The organism is Labilibaculum sp. DW002 (assembly GCF_029029525.1).
Lineage (GTDB): Bacteria > Bacteroidota > Bacteroidia > Bacteroidales > Marinifilaceae > Paralabilibaculum > Paralabilibaculum antarcticum.
The window spans coordinates 1702824-1719845 of sequence record NZ_JAKJSC010000001.1 but is presented as its reverse complement, the minus strand read 5'-3'; the positions used below and the strand labels follow the sequence as shown (position 1 = coordinate 1719845).

The 17022-nt window shown below is 35.5% G+C and carries 15 protein-coding genes and 2 tRNA genes; 5 read left to right on the top strand and 12 right to left on the bottom strand.

Annotation, left to right across the window (positions count from 1 at the left end):
• Positions 1–235 precede the first annotated feature (235 nt).
• On the bottom strand, positions 236–2359 hold the full coding sequence (locus tag L3049_RS06570; protein WP_275109005.1) for an HD family phosphohydrolase: 2124 nt from the start codon (positions 2357–2359) through the stop codon (positions 236–238).
• Between the two features lie 181 nt (positions 2360–2540).
• On the opposite strand from L3049_RS06570, the gene L3049_RS06565 reads away from it, so the two are divergent.
• Positions 2541–3335, top strand: a complete 795-nt coding sequence (locus L3049_RS06565; protein WP_275109004.1) for a C40 family peptidase — start codon at positions 2541–2543, stop codon at positions 3333–3335.
• Between the two features lie 25 nt (positions 3336–3360).
• Positions 3361–3804 (top strand): NUDIX hydrolase, encoded by a 444-nt coding sequence (locus L3049_RS06560; RefSeq protein WP_275109003.1) that lies wholly within the window; start codon positions 3361–3363, stop codon positions 3802–3804.
• Here L3049_RS06560 and L3049_RS06555 read toward each other — a convergent pair.
• From L3049_RS06555 to thrS, 7 genes are all read right to left on the bottom strand, one after another.
• Entirely contained in the window at positions 3784–4431 is a 648-nt protein-coding gene (locus L3049_RS06555) for a WbqC family protein (RefSeq protein ID WP_275109002.1), read from the bottom strand. The genes L3049_RS06560 and L3049_RS06555 overlap by 21 nt on opposite strands.
• A gap of 100 nt (positions 4432–4531) precedes the next feature.
• On the bottom strand, positions 4532–5920 hold the full coding sequence (gene lepB, locus L3049_RS06550) for a signal peptidase I (RefSeq protein WP_275109001.1): 1389 nt from the start codon (positions 5918–5920) through the stop codon (positions 4532–4534).
• A 53-nt stretch (positions 5921–5973) separates the two neighbouring features.
• Positions 5974–6687, bottom strand: a complete 714-nt coding sequence (gene dapB, locus L3049_RS06545; protein WP_275109000.1) for a 4-hydroxy-tetrahydrodipicolinate reductase — start codon at positions 6685–6687, stop codon at positions 5974–5976.
• 220 nt (positions 6688–6907) lie between these two features.
• Positions 6908–7261 (bottom strand): 50S ribosomal protein L20, encoded by a 354-nt coding sequence (rplT, locus tag L3049_RS06540; protein WP_129253553.1) that lies wholly within the window; start codon positions 7259–7261, stop codon positions 6908–6910.
• Between the two features lie 92 nt (positions 7262–7353).
• Positions 7354–7542, bottom strand: a complete 189-nt coding sequence (gene rpmI, locus L3049_RS06535; protein ID WP_425440811.1) for a 50S ribosomal protein L35 — start codon at positions 7540–7542, stop codon at positions 7354–7356.
• 37 nt (positions 7543–7579) lie between these two features.
• Positions 7580–8101 (bottom strand): translation initiation factor IF-3, encoded by a 522-nt coding sequence (infC, locus tag L3049_RS06530; RefSeq protein ID WP_275108999.1) that lies wholly within the window; start codon positions 8099–8101, stop codon positions 7580–7582.
• Positions 8102–8159: 58 nt separating this feature from the next.
• A complete protein-coding gene (gene thrS / locus L3049_RS06525) occupies positions 8160–10112 on the bottom strand; it encodes a threonine--tRNA ligase (RefSeq protein ID WP_275108998.1) in 1953 nt (650 codons plus the stop codon).
• A gap of 326 nt (positions 10113–10438) precedes the next feature.
• Between thrS and L3049_RS06520 the strand changes: the two genes are divergently transcribed.
• From L3049_RS06520 to L3049_RS06510, 3 genes are all read left to right on the top strand, one after another.
• The gene (locus L3049_RS06520; protein WP_275108997.1) at positions 10439–12652 is read left to right on the top strand and encodes a S9 family peptidase; all 2214 of its coding nucleotides are present in this window, start codon (positions 10439–10441) and stop codon (positions 12650–12652) included.
• Between the two features lie 194 nt (positions 12653–12846).
• Positions 12847–12922 (top strand) — tRNA-Gly (locus tag L3049_RS06515).
• A gap of 111 nt (positions 12923–13033) precedes the next feature.
• A tRNA-Gly gene (locus L3049_RS06510) sits at positions 13034–13106 on the top strand.
• A gap of 53 nt (positions 13107–13159) precedes the next feature.
• On the opposite strand, the gene L3049_RS06505 is transcribed toward L3049_RS06510, so the two are convergent.
• Genes L3049_RS06505 through L3049_RS06490 form a run of 4 tightly spaced genes read right to left on the bottom strand, consistent with a single transcriptional unit; the run spans position 13160 to position 17022 of the window.
• On the bottom strand, positions 13160–14407 hold the full coding sequence (locus L3049_RS06505) for a DUF3570 domain-containing protein (protein ID WP_275108996.1): 1248 nt from the start codon (positions 14405–14407) through the stop codon (positions 13160–13162).
• Positions 14408–14466: 59 nt separating this feature from the next.
• Positions 14467–15765 carry a DUF3570 domain-containing protein gene (locus L3049_RS06500; protein ID WP_275108995.1) on the bottom strand — a complete coding sequence of 433 codons (1299 nt, stop codon included), beginning with the start codon at positions 15763–15765 and terminating at the stop codon, positions 14467–14469.
• Positions 15756–15983 carry a DUF4266 domain-containing protein gene (locus L3049_RS06495; RefSeq protein WP_275108994.1) on the bottom strand — a complete coding sequence of 76 codons (228 nt, stop codon included), beginning with the start codon at positions 15981–15983 and terminating at the stop codon, positions 15756–15758. The genes L3049_RS06500 and L3049_RS06495 overlap by 10 nt, the downstream gene beginning before the upstream one ends.
• Entirely contained in the window at positions 15973–17022 is a 1050-nt protein-coding gene (locus tag L3049_RS06490; protein WP_275108993.1) for an FAD:protein FMN transferase, read from the bottom strand. The genes L3049_RS06495 and L3049_RS06490 overlap by 11 nt, the downstream gene beginning before the upstream one ends.

Here is a 17022-nt window from a genome sequence, read left to right as displayed (position 1 = left end):
GGTATATTAATGCGAATTATTCCCTAGGTTTGTCAGAACGGATCGGTCTTTATGGATAAGCATAAAGCCTATGATGATACCTATAAGTTACAAAAAAATGGAATGCAAAAAAAATGATTAGGGGACTTGTTAACAGTCTTTTATATTGATTTATTTAGCTTTTTCATAAAAAAAAAGTTTCCATACTTTTTTTGGTTAAAAAAGAGTGGAAACTTTAATTGTTTATACTTTGACTTTATTTATTTTCTTTAGGATATTCAATCCTCGCATGATATACGTTGATCAATGCATTTGTGAATATTTCCTTCACCTGATTTACATTTTTAAATGTGATATCAGCATTTTGAAAACGATTTTGACTGACTTGCTTGTCAATAATACTATTGATAAGATCTCGAATTGTCTCAGGGGTTTTCTCTTTTAGGCTTCTAGAGGCAGCTTCAACAGAGTCAGCCATCATTAAAACAGCAGTTTCTTTCGTAAATGGATCTGGACCAGGATAGGTGAATTTCTCTTCATCTATTTCCTTATCGGGATATTTGTTTTTAAAAGAGGTGTAGAAATATTGTACCCTTCCAGCTCCGTGATGAGTTTCGATAAAATCAATAATTTGTTGCGGCAGTTTATGCTTTTTTGCCACTTTAACACCATATTTTACATGGTCTGTTATGATCTGTGCACTTTTATCAAACTCAAGTTTATCATGCGGATTTGTATTGGATAGTTGATTTTCAATGAAATAAATAGGGTGTTTCATTTTCCCTATATCATGATACAGTGCTCCCGTACGAACAAGTAATGGATTTCCACCAATCTGATTAATGGCAGCTTCAGCTAAATTAGCAACTTGCAGAGAATGCTGAAAGGTTCCAGGAGAATATTGCGTTAATTGTCTAAGCAGAGGATGATTTTGATTGGATAATTCAATTAGCGTTACATCCGAAAGGAAACCAAATAGTTTTTCGAAAATGTAAATTAAAGAGTACGAAAAGGTCAGGAATAGACCATTAATGGCAAAAAACATAAAGTTTTCCCATTTGATATCAGCAATATTTGTTTCTTGAGTTATGGCAAATGCAAAGTAAACAATACTGTATGTTAGAAAGGTGATGATGCCAGTAAGTACAAGCTGTCCACGACGTTCGAGTCTTGGCAGACTGTAAATGGCCATAATTCCTGCCGAAAGTTGAAGGAATACAAATTCAAAGCCATTAGGAGCAAGAAAACCAGTAAGTAATACGGTAATGATAAAAACAAAAAGAGCAGTTCTACTATCCATTAAAGTTCTTACAACTATGGTTATCAATGCAAATGGAATGATGTAAACATTTACCCTTGGGAAATTAAGAACTAAGGTTGTAATTGCAACATAGAGCAATACAAAAAGAAGTATAAACAATAGTTTTTTGTTATCATGTAAAATTTGTCTTCTAAAATTCCGCAAGTATAAAAAGAGTAAAACAATACAGGATATGATTAGTAAACATTGGCCAATTACAATTAAATAATGACTTTGAGAAGAGCCCAGTATATTTTCATAGTCTTTCTTCAATGATTCTAAAACAATGAACGTTTCATCATCAATAACATCGCCAACCAACACAATTCGAGTACCCGATTCAACAATTCCTTTCGATAGAGATACATTTGCGAGCATGCTAGTTTTAACCTGATCCGACATTGTTTTGTCATAGAAAAGATTAGGCATGAGGTAAGAATCAATATTTAATTCTTGAATAAAACTCTGATAGATGGATGAAGAATAGTCAGATTTGCTTTTATTTGCAAAATATTGATAGGCACTTTTGGGTGTGTAGATGATAGATGTAGCTACAACTTCGTTTAAGTTGTTTACCGATTTGTTAATGTACTCGGGTTCTTTAAATCCAATTTCTTTCAACTCATTTTGAAGATTTGCAACTCCGGTATCGTAAATGTTTTTGAAATAGCTTAAGAGATACTCTTTTATTTTATCATGCTCTCTCTGAATGCTATTTTTCGATTTATTACTTTTTTGGAAGGATTTTGAGCTAACGAATTTTTTCCATTTCTTATCAAAATCAGTATTGAATTCTTCTGTAACCTTTTCGAAAACAGAAGGATCAATGGTAAAGAAAGGATAGAATTTATTTAAGATACTATCTTTTTCTTGAAGTACTTCGCTGTCTGTTTTTAGAATCGCAAAATCAAAAGGAGCAATTAGCGTTTCATGCATCCATGGCTTCCCTTTTTGATATTCGTACTTGAAATTACCAAGATTAGGAAAAAGTAAGCTTATTAAGATAATGGTCATTGATGTAATCAAAAACCGATAGATATTGTTTAAATTTTGTCGAATCCACCTTAAATATTTACTCATTTCTGATGCTTATTTGTGTAGGGTATATTTTGCATATAAAAATAAGGGAATATTTTGGGGATGAAAACAATTCGAGCTTTCTTTTAGATGTGCTATTTTATTGGCAATTTTGCAGGGTCAGATGTGAATACATAATTTTATTTTTTATATTTGATTGATAAGATAAAAAAGAGAGCAATAAATGACTTATGGCATTTCTGATTTAAGTATCATTCCTGTTCGAAGTGAACCAACTGAAAAAAGTGAAATGGTTAGTCAAGTTCTTTTTGGCGAACATTTTGAAATAACTGAGGTAACTGAAAAATGGTCGAAAGTTAAGCTTGCTTTCGATAATTATGAAGGTTGGATTGACAATAAAATGATTAGTCCAATTGAAGAGGATTTATTCAATCAATTGAACAAGAATTTTCCTGTAGTTGCCAATGATACTTTTAATTTGGTTTTTCAAGAAGCAGATTATTCTAACAAGTTAATTGTTCCGGGAAGCTCATTCCCATTTTGTGATTTAGAGAAGAAAACTTTCATGCTTGCCGATAAACTGTATCATTATCAAGGCGTGGTTTCATCCAATGGAAAAAAGCCTGAGGAACTTCGAGATTCTCTTATTGAATCGGCACTGAAATATTTTAATGCACCCTATTTATGGGGAGGGCGTACACCTTATGGTATAGATTGTTCAGGTTTGAGTCAAATTGTTTATAAACTAAATGGTATCTGCCTACCCCGTGACGCAAGTGAACAGGTTAAAGAAGGTGAGGTCCTTACTTTTGTTGAAGAAGCTTTACCAGGTGATTTAGCATTTTTTGATAATGAAGTAGGTGAGATTACTCATGTTGGAATTATTTGGGATCGACATAAAATTATACATGCTTCAGGAAAAGTACGTATTGATAATGTGGATCATATTGGAATATTTAATGTAGATGAGAAGCGGTATACTCATAAACTGAGGGTAATTAAGCGAATTATCAAATAGCTTCGAGCGAATCCAAAATTTACCAATGTATACCTACGAATACCCAAGACCTGCATTAACCGTCGATTGTGCCATTTTTTGCAAAACAAATCAGATGTATCATGTCTTGCTAATTGAGCGTGCTAATCCACCCTTTAAGGGGGAATGGGCGTTTCCTGGTGGCTTTGTAGATATGGATGAAGATTTGGAAACTGCTGCTTATCGGGAACTGAAGGAAGAAACAGGCTTTGAAGGAATTAAATTGGAGCAATACCGAACTTACGGTACTGTAAATAGAGATCCTAGAGGTAGAACTGTTTCTGTTGTTTATACTGGTATTATTGAGCGTAACGAATTACCAGTTGTGAAAGGTGACGATGATGCTGCTCAAGCGCAGTGGATTGCTATTCCCAATCTACCATCATTAGCATTCGATCACGATATCATAATGAAAGAGGTACTAGCTTATTTACAAATCAACAATGCTTGATTCCAGATAGCTTAAACTGTCGGGCCCTAAGTTGAAAATCAAATCTAGAATGCTCAAGTTTTCCTGAAATCCATGCTTATCTCCAAATACTTGTGTGTATTTTTCCTGATTGAATGTGCGATCAATACCTGATTTAGACGTTTTAGGGTGAATAATATTTCGATAATCATCATATTCGGAATTCCCAAATTCAATAAAGTCATCTGTAAATTGAATGTTTGGTTCAATTTCTAATAAGCCCAAAATTTCATCTTGAATTTCCTTGTTGAATTCAAGTAGGTTATCCCATTTTTTTGTGAAAAATCGTTCAAAATCATCGATATAGTATTCATAGAATGGAGAAGACTTGTAAGCTGCCTCTATTCCTTTCCAATGCAATTTCTGCCAGTTAGTATCGTAGGAGATCCTTACATCTTTCGTTAATATTTTCTTGCTTGTAGCTTTTACAACAGGAATTGAAAGTGGTAAAACTCCATTAGCACCATATATATTGCAGCGATTTCGGTACGTTTGTTTGGAATAGTTTTCCCATTGTTCAATAAATATTTCAGGATATTGAACCAATTTACAATAGTATTGAATTGGCGCAAAAAAAGAAGTGGCTAATAAGGTTTTTGTATTTTTCATCGAATAGGTACTGCTTATAATAAGCTACAAAAATAGAAAAATATGCAAAAGAAAAAGACACCTGTTGAGGTGTCTTTTTAGTTATATCTATTTTAGTTGATTAGTGAATCCATTTAAAAATGCGATCCCATCTAATTTTACTAAATGCGCTTTTGTCTTTATCTAATGATAACCAGATGAAAGATGCTTTTCCAACAACGTGATCTTCTGGAACATATCCCCAATATCTTGAGTCGGCAGACATGTGTCTGTTGTCACCCATCATCCAGTAATAATCCATTTTAAAAGTGTATGAATCAGCTGCCTTTCCATTAATGAAAATAGTTGAATCTTTTACAGATAATGAATTTTCCTCATAAGCATTAATAGCTCTTTCGTAAAGCGGTAATGTTTCTAAATTCAGTTTTACGCTTTGTCCTTTTTGCGGGATTACAAGAGGTCCAAAATTATCTCTGTTCCAAGTGTAATGGTCGCTAAAAGGGAAAACATCTTCAGGAACACCAACATTGTAAGTCATTTTTACAATTGAAGAAACATTGCTTAGTTTACCCAATTGTTCAGCTTTTTCCTGCGATAATGGCATCGAGTAAGTAGAACCATTCTGTCCAATTTCACTTTTGGTAACGTGCATTTCATCCAATTTTCTAGGATTTATTAAGCTACCATTGGTGTTTACTTGGAATCGGTACTGTAAGTTTTCAATTTTAATCTGCTTTTTACCATTAATGAACAATTGTCCGTCGATACTTAGAATTGTATCTCCTGGCATTGCAACACAACGTTTAATATAGTTCTCACGCTTATCAACAGGTCTGCTGCTTATTTCATTATTATCAGCCAAGTGCTTTCTAGCAATTTTCTTGTAATAACTATCTGCTTGAACCTGACGACCTTTTTTCATGTCAGATCCTTTAATAGAATTTACAATTTGTCTAATTCTTGAATAATAATCTGGATTTTCTTGTCCAACAATTATGTTATCACCTGCAGGGAAATTAAAAACGACAACATCGTTTCTTTTAATTTCAGTAATACCAGCAAGACGTTTGTATGGCCAATTGATCCACTCTAAATACGATTTAGTCTTTGTGGTTGTCGGCATTGTATGATGCGCGAATGGGAAAGACAAAGGAGTATTTGGAATTTTTGGTCCATAAGCCACTTTACTTACAAAAAGGTAATCACCTACCAATAATGATTTCTCCATTGATGATGTAGGAATTGTGTAGGCTTCGATGAAAAACATTCTAATGATTGTAGCGGCAACTACAGCAAAAATAATGGCATCAATCCATTCTACGGTAGCACTTTGTTTTGCTACACCTTTTTTCTTCCAAAAAGCCCAATGTACTTTCTTACTAATGTATACATCAAAAAGGATAGGAAGGCCTAACAGTAGCCAATAGTTACCTACCCAAACAATCATCAACAGACAAATGATAAGGGCTATTGAAAATTTAAACCATTTGTTTCTTAAAATGCTTTTCATTCAATTGATTTTAAATGATAATTTCGTTTCTTTTTTAGCGCAAAGGCTAATATTTATAGATTTAATAAATCTTTCATTCCAAAGAATCCTTCCTTTTTAGGCATGAATTCAGCTGCTAAAACGGCTCCTAAAGCAAAACCTTTTCTGCTATAAGCCAAATGTTGAATTGTAATTTCATCAACTTCCGAATGCCAGGTTACGGAGTGTGTTCCCGGAACTGCTCCATGACGTTTTGCTAAAATGCTAAGTTCGTCTTCCTTCATACTCGTTGCTTCAATCCATTTGTCCTTTTTAGGATGATTGTCAATAATTCCTTCAGCAAGCGTAATTGCAGTTCCACTTGGAGAATCCAGTTTATGGATGTGGTGAATTTCTTCCATGTCTGCATTGTACTCTTCGAAAGGAGCCATCAACTTGGTCAGCTTCTTATTTAGCTCAAAAAACAGGTTTACACCTAAGCTAAAATTTGATGCATAGAAAAAGCCATCTCCAGCATTGCATTTTTCTTTTACGAGATCCATTTTATCTAACCATCCGGTAGTTCCGGAAACAACCGGTACTTTGGCTTCGAAACAAATCTGATAATTTCCGTATGCAGATTCAGGATTCGTAAATTCTATGGCAACATCTATATCTTTTAGTTGATCAGCATTCAAATCTTTTTGATTATCCTGATCTATGATTAATCCTATTTCGTGTCCGCGGTTACGAGCAATTTGTTCTATTTCCTTGCCCATTTTTCCGTAACCAATAAGTGCTATTCTCATTTGTGGTTTTTTTGAGGTACTTGTTCGGTTAATAGATTTATTCTGTTTACTGATTTCAAAAATAATAAAACAAAGCATAATAAGGCTTGTAAAAGGCATTATTGGAAGCCTTTTTCGATAAATTGCCTACTGTACGCAATAAGTATTGTCATTTAGGAGGTAAACAAAAAACGGGATTGTCCAAAAACAATCCCGTTCTAAAGTAAAATAATCTATAATGCTATTTAGCTGCTTGAGCCTTTCCCACTACAGCTTTAAAAGCCTCTGGGTGATTCATTGCTAAATCTGCCAAAACCTTACGGTTGATCTCGATATTAGCTTTATGCATTAATCCGATTAATTGTGAATATGAAAGACCTTCTAGTCTTGCAGCAGCGTTAATACGCTGAATCCACAATGAACGGAAATTTCCTTTTTTCTTTTTTCTATCACGGTAAGCATACTGCAAACCTTTTTCCCATGTATTCTTAGCTACTGTCCACACATTAGCTCTGGCACCAAAGTTACCTTTAGTTTCCTTAAGAATTCTTTTTCTTCTAGCTCTAGATGCTACAGAATTAACTGATCTTGGCATAATTTAAAATTTTAGAATGTTAGCGTTCCCATTGGGACTCTTTTGTGCTAAATCACTCGGTTAATAAACTTGAAAAAATCAAAAATGATTTTTTACAACATGTTAAGCATTAACTTAACATTCTTCTGGTCTGACTTATGAACATCACCAAAATAAGTAAGATTTCTCTTTCTCTTTTTGCTCTTCTTAGTCAAAATATGACTTTTGAAGGCGTGCTTTCTTTTGATCTTTCCAGATGCAGTCAAAGTAAATCTCTTCTTTGCGCTGCAGTTTGTTTTCATCTTAGGCATTGTACAAACTTATTGATTATATACTAAATTACTTTTTCTTTTTCGGCGCGATGAACATTGTCATACGCTTTCCTTCAAGTCTAGGCATTTGTTCAACTTTCCCAATCTCTTCAAGATCTTGAGCAAATTTTAACAATAAAATCTCTCCTTTATCTTTAAAAAGAATAGATCGCCCCTTGAAGAATACAAAAGCTTTTACTTTAGCACCTTCGCCAAGAAATTTCTCAGCGTGCTTCAGCTTAAAGTTGTAATCATGTTCGTCAGTATTTGGACCGAAACGAATCTCTTTCACAACAACTTTGACGGCTTTTGCTTTAATCTCCTTTTGTTTCTTTTTCTGCTGATAAAGAAACTTATTGTAGTCGATTATCTTACAAACCGGTGGATCGGCGTTAGGTGAAATTTCCACCAAATCTAATTCCTTGTCCTGAGCAATTTTCAATGCTTCAGCAATAGAAAATACACCTGGTTCGATGTTGTCACCAACAATACGAACACTGCGGGCTCTAATCAACTGATTAATCTTATGTTGAGCCTCGCGAGGCTTCATCGGGCCTCTTCTGTTTCTATGTTGAAATCCAGCTATGGCTAGTTCCTCCCTTAGTTAGTTAGTAATTTGCAATAGAAGACATTTGACCTTCTACCTCTTTATTTATTAATTCAGCAAATTCTGAAATTTGCATTGTTCCCATATCACCTTCTCCTTGTCGACGAACAGAAATCGTATTTTCTTGAGCTTCTTTTTCCCCAACAATTAGTAGATAAGGAATCTTTTTCAATTCATTATCACGTATTTTACGACCAATCTTTTCATTTCGGTCGTCTAACACGGCGCGAATATCGGAATTATTTAACGAATTTAAAACTTTTTTTGCATAATCGTTATATTTTTCGCTAATAGGCATAATCACCGTTTGCTCAGGAGTTAACCACAACGGGAACTTACCTCCGGTATGTTCGATTAAAACAGCAACAAAACGCTCCATCGATCCGAATGGTGCACGGTGAATCATGATAGGACGATGCTTCTGATTATCGCTACCTACATATTCCAATTCGAAACGTTCCGGTAAGTTGTAATCAACCTGAATAGTACCCAATTGCCACTTACGTCCAATTGCATCCTTAATCATAAAATCTAGTTTAGGACCATAGAAAGCTGCCTCTCCATATTCCACAACTGTATTTAATCCTTTTTCATCAGCCGCTTCGATAATTGCTTTTTCAGCTTTATCCCAATTCTCATCACTTCCAATATACTTCGAACTCTTTTCCTTATCGCGTAAAGAAACCTGAGCGGTATATTCTGTAAAGTTAAGTGCTTTAAAAATGATAAAGATAATATCGATCACTTTTTTGAACTCTTCTTTCAGCTGATCTGGTGTACAGAAAAGGTGAGCATCATCCTGAGTAAAACTTCTTACACGAGTTAAACCGTGAAGTTCTCCACTTTGCTCATAACGATAAACGGTTCCAAACTCAGCAAAACGAATTGGAAGATCCTTATACGAACGTGGCTTAAATTTATAAACTTCGCAATGGTGAGGACAGTTCATTGGTTTCAACAGGTACTCTTCACCCTCTTGTGGTGTTTGAATAGCTTGAAATGAATCTTCACCATATTTATCGTAGTGACCCGATGTCTTGTATAGATTGATATTACCAATATGTGGGGTAATAATCTGCTCGTATCCGAACTGCTTCTGAACACGTTTCAAGAATGTCTCAAGACTTTCTCTCAACTGTGCTCCCTTAGGCAACCACAATGGCATCCCTTGTCCTACATTCTGAGAAAAAGTGAATAATTCCATTTCTTTACCCAACTTACGATGGTCACGCTTTTTAGCTTCTTCCATCATAACAACGTACTCATCCAAATACTTTTTCTTTGGAAAAGTAATACCATAAACACGAGTCAACTGTTTTCTTGTTTCATCGCCTCTCCAGTATGCACCGGCAATAGAGTTAATTTTTATTGCCTTAATATATGAGGTGTTTGGCAAGTGAGGTCCACGACAAAGATCAGTAAAGTTTCCTTGCTGATAAAAACTAATTGTTCCATCGTCAAGATCATTAATCAACTCTACTTTATATCCCTCATCTTTTGAGTCAAAAAACTCAAGAGCTTCAGCCTTGGTTACGTCTCTACGTGTGTACTCATTTTTTGTACGAGCTAATTCCAACATCTTCTGCTCAATTTTTGGCAGATCTTTGTCGGTTAGCATACGATCTTCTCCCAAGTCAACATCGTAGTAAAAACCCATATCAATTGCCGGGCCAATACCAAACTTAACTCCAGAATACAATGCTTCTAATGCTTCAGCCATTAAGTGAGCTGAAGAATGCCAAAAAGCATGCTTACCTTCTTCATCATTCCATGTGTGAAGCTTTATGCTTGCATCTTCGTTAATTGGACGAGTAATATCCCAAATGTTATCATTTACAGTTATGGATAAAACTTCCTTTGCAAGTCTATTGCTTAGGTTTCTCGCAATGTCAAGACCAGAAATTCCAGCCTCGAACTCTTTTACGGTGTTATCCGGAAATGTAATTTTAATCATTATATCGTTTTAAATATTCATTTTTATTTCGGTCTACAAAGATATAACTTTCTCTCTAAATCATAGCTGAATTTTGTAGTCAATATTCAGTAATTCAAAAGAATTACCATCCTTCTTTACTTAAATTAGGTTTGAAAACTAAATTTTGAACTTGGAATTGCCATTAGATGCTTTTAATAAGATATGCTTTTAGAAAGAGAATAGGTGCTAATCATCCATTCTGAAATTAAATTGTTGAAAGGAATTTTTCTTTTCTATAAAAAAGTAGAATCTTTGAAAGGGATTAGAAAAAACAACATTTACTAATGATAATAAATTTAAATATTATGAAGATTAATTGGCATATTCTTGTCTTAAGTATGTTATTGACTTGTAGTTTCTCTGTTTTCTCGCAAGAGGGAAGTAAGAAAATTACAATGGAAGATTTGATGTTGCAAGGAACATTTAGTCAGAAATCGGTTAATGGTTTACGCTCTATGAATGATGGTATTCATTATACTACTTTAGAAGAGGGCAGAACTAAAATTGTAAAACACAGTTATGCAAGTGGAGAAGTTGTAGATGTACTTTTGGATTTAAAGGAATTGAAGGATGCAAAAGTTGAAATGATTAATGAATATGAATTTAGTGCTGATGAAAGTCGAATTTTGTTGATGACAAATCCGCAAAGAATTTACCGTCGTTCATTTACTGCTGATTATTTTATTTTCTCTTTTAAAAATAAAGAGTTGGTTTCTTTATCGGAAAATGGGAAACAGCGATTAGCAACTTTCTCTCCTAATGGAAATCGCATTGCTTTCGTACGTGATAATAATTTGTTCATTCATAATGTATTGTTTGGTTCTGAAATCAGAATTACAAAAGATGGAGAATGGAATAAGATTCAAAACGGAACACCGGATTGGGTTTATGAAGAAGAGTTTGAGTTCAATAAAGCATTCGCATGGTCGCCAGATAGCAAATTTCTTGCTTACATGAAATTTGATGAGAGCGAAGTGAAGATGTTCAACATGAATAAGTTTGAAGGTTTGTATCCTCAGGTAAAAGAGAATGCGCTTTACCCTGAAAACTATGCCTACAAATATCCGAAAGCTGGAGAGAAAAATTCCAGTGTTGAGGTGTTTGTATATAATGTAGAGGATAGAATCACAAAAAGAATGGACGTAGGAGAGGAAAAAGATCAATACATTCCTCGTATTAAGTGGACCCAAGATCCTAAAATGCTTAGTATTTACCGATTGAACCGTCATCAGAATAAGTTAGAATTTTTAGTCGCTAACGCCAGAACAGGTAGTTCGGATGTAATGTTTACACAAGAGAACAAGTACTATGTAGAAGAGAGGAATTTTGATCACCTTTCTTATTTAGAGAATGGAAAACAATTTATCTATTTGGATGAAAAGGATGGTTTTAATCACTTGTATTTGTATGATATGGCGACTGGAAAAGCAGTGCAGCAAATTACAAATGGCGATTGGGATGTGACCGATTACTTAGGTTTTGATGAGAAGAAACAGGTTTGCTACTATGAGTCTGCAGAAGTTTCTCCAATGGATCGCAACGTATATTCGGTAAAGCTTAATGGAACAAATAAGAAGTTGATTACTCCGGAAAAAGGTACGAATAGAACTGTTTTTAGCAATGGTTTTAAATATTACATCAATTATTTCTCAAGTGTTAGCCAGCCAAATACAGTTAGTTTATTTAGTAGTAAGGGAAAGAAGATTCGTGTGTTGGAAGACAATAGCGAATTGCTTGAAAAATTAAAAGGGTATCAGTACAATACAAAGGAATTTACAATGGTTCCTGCAGCTGATGGCATGACGATGTTGAATGCTTGGATGATTAAGCCTTTCAATTTTGATGCATCTAAAAAATACCCAATGGTAATTACACAATACAGCGGGCCTAATTCGCAAAGTGTAAAAAACAGCTGGAGTTTTGATTGGTATCAGTATTTGGCACAAGAAGGATATATTGTTGTTTGTGTTGATCCTAGAGGAACAGGAGCAAGAGGACAGAATTTTCGCAAGTGTACTTACATGCAATTGGGGCGATTAGAGTCGGATGATCATATTGCTGCAGCTCGTTCTTTAGCAAGCGAGAGTTTTATCGATGAAGATAAAATTGCGATTTGGGGATGGAGTTATGGTGGATTTATGTCTTCGCTTTGTTTAGAAAAGGGTGCTGATGTGTTTAGCGCGGCAATAGCTGTTGCACCAGTAACCAATTGGAGATATTACGATTCGGTTTACACAGAAAGATTCATGAGAACTCCTCAGGAAAATGAAAAAGGCTATGATGATAATTCACCTATCAATCATGTTGACAAGCTAGAAGGAGCCTTATTGCTTTGTCATGGTACAGCTGACGACAATGTTCATGTACAAAATGTGTATGAGCTAGCGGAACGATTGGTTCAGGCAGATAAGCAATTTGAAATGCAGATTTACACCAACCGTAATCACAGTATCTATGGTGGTAAAACCAGATTGCATTTGTACAAGCGATTCAATAAGTTTTTAAAAGACAATTTGTAGTCTTCAAAAGCTTGTAAATAGATAAAGAGGAGATTATTCTAAATAATTTCCTCTTTCTTTTTGTCCAAATAATCAGAATTTTAGCCCTGTTTGAGAGGATTTATTGAAATTTTTTTGCTGATTTTGCTTGTCAAAAGACTTAGAATATCTATATTTGCATCGCTAAAGATAAGAACACATGTTCTGATTAGTATGCGAGAATAGCTCAGTTGATAGAGCACAACCTTGCCAAGGTTGGGGTCGCGAGTTTGAGTCTCGTTTCTCGCTCCAAGATTATTGAAGTTTTTCCTTTCTTTCAATAATTAGAGTTTTTAAAAAGGAAAATGCGAGAATAGCTCATCCCGATAGTTATCGGGAGTTAGAGCACAACGCATATATTATGCGAGAATAGCTCAGTTGATAGAGCACAACCTTGCCAAGGTTGGGGTCGCGAGTTTGAGTCTCGTTTCTCGCTCAGTAAAACGGTTTCATTAATATGAAACCGTTTTTTTTATGCCCTGTATTTTATTAAAAGATAAATCCTAAATCGAGGCTAATCAGCCAAGCCTTTAATCCATCACTTCTTTTGTAATAGGCCGATCTTAGATTAATGCTTTTTAGTTGGGCTGTTTTTGAGCTTTTAAAAGGCGATTTGAATTTGCGAATTGCAAAAATGGGAGCGTAGGATATGCCAATGCCTGTTTTATAGGAATGAAGTTTTGATAAATCGTAGTCTGCAGTATGGTAGCGTGGAGGGTTTAAGGCGTTTACGGTAGCAAAAGGAGCAAAATACCTTGCTGCTGATTGTGTGTGATATCGGAAAAAAGGAGCAAGGATGAAGGTTTGAGATGCGAAAAATGGTGTTTCAATGCTTGCTGTGTGGGCTTGTATTCCCCATGTGTCTGAATAGATTCGGTAATAGCTTTTGAATCTAAAAAAATCGTTCAGGTAATAATGATAACGAAGAGAAATAGGGAGTTTGAATCTTCTGTTGGGTAGTTGCTCTGTATGACTTAAGAATTCTAAATCGTCGAATAATTTGCCAGCGGCATCATTAAAAAAGACTCTGTGGAATGGTGTAGAAAGTAGGCCAAATTGAAATACCGGTTCGACAGTGATGCCAATGGTCGATTTTTGATTGAGAACCTGAGTCAAGGATAATTCTATGCTAAGCGTATTCCTAATATCTGTGCTTAACCAGCTTTCTTTACTGCGTAGTTCGTGTGGATAGATTAAATGCCAGTTGTCTCTGAAATAGCTTGTAGATATTCGCAATGATCGATTAAGATCCTTTGAATTGATCATGTATTTGCCTCCTATGCCAAGTGAATAAATATCAGATTCGATGGAAAAGCCAAAATGGAATCCATATTTGTTTTCTGAATGGGCAAGCTTACGTGTGTAATCAGCATTAATATGAGCTCTTCCATCTTTACCAGAAGCGGAAGATTGGTGTGTTTTAAAGTAATCAATCTTGTCTGTTGATGCTGAGGTATAGGCATCGATGCCTAGCTCTAAAGTAAGTTGAGTTAAACTGTCGGGAAGTAGATGGACAAGGATGGAAGAACTGTAATTGTTAAGTTTCTCGCTTCCTATTCCTCCTGTAACGGGTGAATTGTCGCCATCTTGAGCGTAATAATTGAAGAGAAAATTTACCTCTGTATCCTTTTGTTCTTTGTCAAGTTTGATTTTTGACTTCGAGTTATCTTGGGCAAATCCGCAAAGAGACCCTAAGAGAAATAGAAAAAGGAGATAAAGAGCTTTATTTCTGTTCATTCACTTAAGATAAAAAAAAAGCCTCGATGTACGAGGCTTTTTATAGAATATGTTGATTGTTAGAAAGTAAATCCAAAATCGAGACTTACCATCCAAGCATTTAAGCCATCGCTACGATCGTAGTAGGCGGTTCGTAAACCAATGCTTTTAAGTTGTGCTGTTTTGTTTTTTCTGAATGGAGATTTAAAGTTGCTAACACCCATTACTGGAGAGTATTGAAGGCCAACTCCAATTTTCACACTGTTGAGATCAGATAAATCGTAATCTGAAGTATAGAATTCAGGTGTATTGCTTGCACTAGCTTGTCCAAAATCGTAGAAATCGTCAGCAGCAGTTTGCGTGTGATACCTTACAAATGGCGACACGATAAAAGATGGAGAAACCATCATTGGCAATTCTAGGCTTGCTGTGTGAGCAGAAATTCCCCAACTATCCGTATAGAAACGATAGAAGGTTTTAACGCGAATAAAATCACTTAAATAGTAATTAAAACGCATCGATACTGGAATTTTAATTCTGCTATCGTCAAGGCGTTCAACATGGCTTAAATTTCTTAAGATCGCATTGCTATCACCAATGTTTGCATCGTCGAAAAATACACGATGGAAAGGAGTTGAAAGCAATCCTCTTTGCGAAACAACTTCGGCCGAGAATAAGGCTTGTAAGCGTTTGTTGATTACCTGCGAATACGATAAGCCAAATTTTACAGTTGTTCTGGTGTCATCTGTAATGGTCTTCTTCGCAATATTATCTCTAATTTCGACAGGATAAAGTAAATTCCAAGTGTCGTTCATGAACAGACCGTCAATGGTAAGTGAACGATTTTGATCTTTAGAATTCAAGGTGTAGGATCCACCAAAATTGAATGAGGACACATCATATTCTTGTGAAAAGCCTGCCATAAAGCTGTAGTCATTTCCCGACTTGGCTAATTTACGTGAATAAGAAGCATTGATATGCGCTCTTGCATCCATTCCTGAGGCTGACGATTTGTTGTCCGCAGCTTCGAAAAAGTCGATATTATCGGTAGAAGCCGAAGAATAAATATCAATCCCGAAATTAAGATCCAAGCTTGAGAGTGAATCCATAGGAATATGCACTACAAAACTTGGAGCTACATTGCTTAATTCTTCAGTTCCTTGTCCGCCGGTAACTGGAGAGTGATCACCATCTTGCTCATAATAATTAAGCAAGAAATTCACCTCGGTAGTTTTAAAATCTTCGGGAGCTTTGTCTGTCTTTACTTTTTTACGACTGTCTTCTTGTTTGTCGTCTATGCTATTCTTGTCTGTTTGAGCAAAGCCTGTTACAGAAATTCCTGCTAGTAATAGTAGCGTGAATAGTTTCTTTAATTGCATCCACAACCTCCCCCTGATTTACCGCCGTTGGCACCGGCAGCACCTTCGCGGTACGATTGAAAATTCGATTCATAGCTTTCGAGCTTTTTAGCCTGAAGCGCCATTGCTTCGTCGTTAAGATAAGTCTTTTGATATCCTGCTACAGAAACACAGCTATTCATTGCTATAATAGCGAAAAGACCCATCAGAAGCAAGTTTAACTTTCTTCTATTTTTCATTCGTTTCTCCTATTTGAATTTGATATTTACTTTTCTGATTCTTTATGTTGTGGTACTCTAACTTTAAGTTTGTCGAGGTGATCAGTTCTTGTTTATCTGTAATTAAAAGACATTCGATGCCTTTAAGTCGATTGATAAGGTCAAGACCTTTATCCTTACCCAAAACAAAAACAGATGTTGCTAATGCATCTGCAAGTTCAGCATTGGGACATATAATACTCACACTACTTAGTCCTTTTACAGGATATCCCGATCGAGGGTCGATAATGTGACTGTATTTTACACCATCAAACTCAACAAATTTTTCGTAATTGCCGGATGTTACCACAGCAGTTTCGCCAATGGTTAACCAAGAGTAGATTTGATCCTTATTTTTTGGGTTCGAGATCCCAATTTTCCAATCTTTACCACCTTCATCTTTTCCCCAGCTGATTAGGTCGCCGGAGGCATTAACCAGTGCACCTTTCAAATCCATTTTCGACATGATATCGAGAGCCTTATTGGCAGCATAGCCTTTCCCTATAGCTCCAAATCCAATTTTCATTCCTTTTTCCTTTAAGAAAATAGTTTGTTGCTTGGCATCTAAAATAATGTTCTCGTAATTGATTTTGCTTACCGAAGCTTTTACCGAAGCAGAATCAGGCATCACTTTCATGCTGCCATCGAACTTCCATATTTTATCCATCGAGGCGTAGCTAATGTCAAATGCGCCATGGGTTAAGTTCGAAATTTTTATCGATCTTCTAATCAGGTTAAACAGCTCTTGATCTACTTTAACTGGCTTAATTCCCGCATTGCGAATAACACTACTCGTTTGCGAATTGGAATCCCAGGAGGAGATCAAGCTTTCAATCCTTTTGATTTCTGCAATTCCTGCGTGAATGGCCTCCTTTGCCAAAGCTTCATTTTCACTTACAGCGGTAAGTTCAAATCTTGATCCCATCAACAACAACACTTCTTTGTGAGATTTATTGCTTTGAGCGTTTACAGAAGAGGAAAAAGCACCAATTAGAACAAGAATAATTCCAATGTATTTCAT